This is a genomic window from Thiocapsa sp., assembly GCF_035467215.1.
Lineage (GTDB): Bacteria > Pseudomonadota > Gammaproteobacteria > Chromatiales > Chromatiaceae > Thiocapsa.
Genome location: NZ_DATITZ010000058.1, coordinates 1 through 3,004, shown reverse-complemented (window position 1 = coordinate 3,004; position 3,004 = coordinate 1). Strand labels below are relative to the sequence as shown.

The following is a 3,004-nucleotide window of genomic DNA, read 5'->3' as shown; positions in this document are numbered from 1 at the left end:
CTCTCAGCTCTCAGCTCTCAGCTCTCAGCTCTCAGCTCTCAGCTCTCAGCTCTCAGCTCTTGGATTGGCAGGCTAACTCCTCACTCCTCACTCCTCACTCCTCACTCCTCACTCCTCACTCCTCACTCCTCACTCCTCACTCCTCACTCCTCACTCCTCACTCCTCACTCCTCATCGCCGGCCGCGCCAACACCTCCGCCAGCGTCCCCGGATCCGTCTGTCCGATCGGCAGGTCGTAGGTGATTCCGGCGCCGTAGGCCTGCGGCGCGTCCGGGTCGTAGCGCAGCTTGTCGAAGACCAGCAGGCGCGTGCCCAGGTAGAAGCCTTCGCGGATGTCGTGGGTGACCATGAAGACGGTCAGGTTGTTCTCGCGCCAGAGCCGCAGGACCAGCTCGTGCATGTCGCGGCGGATCCCCGGATCGAGCGCGCCAAAGGGTTCGTCGAGCAGCAGGATGCGCGGGTGCATGACCAGCGATTGGGCCAGCGCGAGACGCTGCTGCATGCCGCCGGAGAGCTGGGTCGGGTACTTTCGCAGCGCTTGACCGAGACCGACAGCCTCGAGCATCGCGACTGCCTCCTCTTGCGCGTTACGACGGGCGGACCCGAAGAGCCGGCCGGTGACGGGCGAGGCGCGCAGCTCCAGTCCCAGCAGCACGTTGCCCAGGACGGAGAGATGCGGGAACACCGAGTAGCGCTGAAAGACGATGCCGCGATCCGGCCCCGGCTCCGCGGGAAGGGGCTCGCCGTCGAGCAGGATCCGCCCGCGGCTCGGCGTCTCCTCCCCCAGCAGCAGTCGCAGAAGCGTGGTCTTGCCGCAGCCCGAGGCCCCGACGATGGTGCAGAACTCGCCGGGCGCAACGGTGAGGTTGAGTCGCTCCAAGACGACCTGATCGTCGTAGGTCATCCAGACGTTCTCGAAGCGGATGCGCGGTGTCATCGGCCCGGCTCTCCGGTGTGATACCAGGGGAAGGCCCTGCGCGAGATCTGCTTGAGCAGGAAGTCTGTCAGATAAGCGAGGATGGTGATCCAGACCACGTAGGGCAGGATCACGTCCATCGCGAGGTATCGGCGCACGAGGAAGATGCGATAACCGAGCCCCTCGGTGGCCGCAATCGCCTCGGCCGAGATCAGGAAGAGCCAGGCGGTACCGAGCGAGAGCCGTACCGCATCGATCAGCCGCGGCACTACCTGCGGCAGGATCACCCGAAGGACGATCTGCCAACTATTCGCGCCGAGGGTCTGGGCCTTGATGATCAGCTCGCGCGGCAGCTCCTGCACCCGCTGCTGCAGATCGCGCACGATGAAGGGCGTGATCCCGACGACGATGAGCACCACCTTGGAGACCTCGCCGAGCCCGAAGACGATGAAGAGGACCGGCAGCACGGCCATCGGCGGGATCAACGACAGCACCGCGACGAAGGGAGCGAACCCGGACCGGATCAGCGGGATGGCGCCCAAGGCAATCCCCAATATCAGGCCGATCGCCGCGCTGATCCCGACGCCCTGTGCCAACCGTCGCAGACTCGCCCCCGTGTCCTGCCACAACAGGATCTCGCCGGTGCGCTGGCTAGGCTCGCTGGTCAGGCGAACGAAGGACTCGGCTAAAGTCGTGAACGACGGCAACAGTTTGTCGCCCGGGTTCGCGGCAAGACGGGCGTCCGAGGCCAGGACATAGAAGAGCGCCAGTGCCGCGAAGGGCAGGAGCGCGAGTGCCGCGGTCGACACCCGCCCGGGACGCTGGTTGATGAGTCGTTTCATCGGTAGTCCTGGATCGCTGAGTGGGCCTAATCAAGGTGATTCCCGGGAAAGCAAAGACCGACCTGTAGGGGCGACTTCAGTCGCCCACTGCCCTGGAGGCCGGCGGCTCTCCGCTCACAGCTCCCCGTCCGCCGCCATCTGCATGTAAGCAGCATCGAAGCGCAGCTTGAGATTGCCGTCGTCGCCGAAATAGCGCTCGCCCGGGAAGGCGACGCCGATGAAACCCGGGTTCGGCGCGCCTTCGCCGAGCAGACCGTGATCAAAGGAAAAGCTCGCCACCTGTTCCATGGTGAGCGGCAGCTGCTCGCTCTTGGCGAAGGCCACGGCCTCGGCCGGCTCGAAGAACATCTTGGTGCTGGCGAGCTGGGCGTCATAGCCGGCGAGATCCGTCCCGGACGCCTTGCCCATCGCGGTGCGTGCGGCGCGTCCGGCCTCGTCGTCCTTGGACATGATCGACATGGTCTCGTACCAGGCGCCGACCAGGGCCTTGCCGAGTGCCGGGTTGGCCTCGAGGGTCTCGGTGTTGACGACCATGAGGTCGATGATCTCGCCGGGGATTTTGCTCGAATCGAACACCTTGGCGGTGTTCGGCATGGCGAGAATCTCCGAGACCAGCGGGTTCCAGGTGACCACTGCGGTGGGGCCGCCGGAGGCGAAGGCCGAGACCATGTCGGCATCCGAGGTGTTGACGACGGTGACGTCGCGCTCGCTCAAACCCACGCTGGCCAGCCCGCGGGCCAGCAGATAATGGGAAACCGAAAGCTCGACCAGGTTGACCTTCTGACCGGCGATCTCGGCCAGCTCGGTCTTGTCGCGGAGGATGACGGCGTCATTGCCGTTGGAGAAGTCGCCGATGATGAGCGCCGTGGAATCCACGCCGCCAGCCGCCGGAATGGTGAGCGCGTCCATGTTGGTCATGACGCAGCCGTCGAAGGCCCCGGCGGTGTATTGGTTGATCGATTCGACATAGTCGTTGATCTGCACGACCTCGATCTCGATGCCGTACTTGTCCGCCCATTTCTTGACGATGCCGGACTCGGCGGCATAGTCCCAGGGCATCCAGCCGACATAGATGCTCCAGGCGATGCGAAACTGATCCTTGGCCAGTGCGTTGCCGGAGACGGACAAGGCCGCGAGCAGGAGGAAGACAGCCGACGCGAGGACGCGGGGCTTGGGGCGATTGAACGGAGTGAAGGTCATGGCAAGCTCTCCAGAGGTCAGGTTACGAAACGGAACGCGGGAGAAC

General features: G+C 64.9%; 3 protein-coding genes. All 3 read right to left on the bottom strand.

What is annotated here, in order from left to right:
• Window positions 1-157 precede the first annotated feature (157 nt).
• On the bottom strand, window positions 158-937 hold the full coding sequence (locus VLR48_RS02885; protein ID WP_325290336.1) for an ABC transporter ATP-binding protein: 780 nt from the start codon (window positions 935-937) through the stop codon (window positions 158-160).
• Window positions 934-1,758 carry an ABC transporter permease gene (locus VLR48_RS02880; protein ID WP_325290335.1) on the bottom strand — a complete coding sequence of 275 codons (825 nt, stop codon included), beginning with the start codon at window positions 1,756-1,758 and terminating at the stop codon, window positions 934-936. Before VLR48_RS02880 ends, VLR48_RS02885 begins: the two co-directional genes overlap by 4 nt.
• 114 nt (window positions 1,759-1,872) lie before the next feature.
• The gene (locus tag VLR48_RS02875) at window positions 1,873-2,958 is read right to left on the bottom strand and encodes a putative urea ABC transporter substrate-binding protein (protein WP_325290334.1); all 1,086 of its coding nucleotides are present in this window, start codon (window positions 2,956-2,958) and stop codon (window positions 1,873-1,875) included.
• Between the last annotated feature and the right edge of the window lie 46 nt (window positions 2,959-3,004).

Bases quoted from the DNA above. Each gene is read 5' to 3' on its own strand.
- VLR48_RS02880 (WP_325290335.1), bottom strand. From the start codon at position 1,758: ATGAAACGACTCATCAACCAGCGTCCCGGGCGGGTGTCGACCGCGGCA.
- VLR48_RS02875 (WP_325290334.1), bottom strand. From the start codon at position 2,958: ATGACCTTCACTCCGTTCAATCGCCCCAAGCCCCGCGTCCTCGCGTCG.
- VLR48_RS02885 (WP_325290336.1), bottom strand. From the start codon at position 937: ATGACACCGCGCATCCGCTTCGAGAACGTCTGGATGACCTACGACGAT.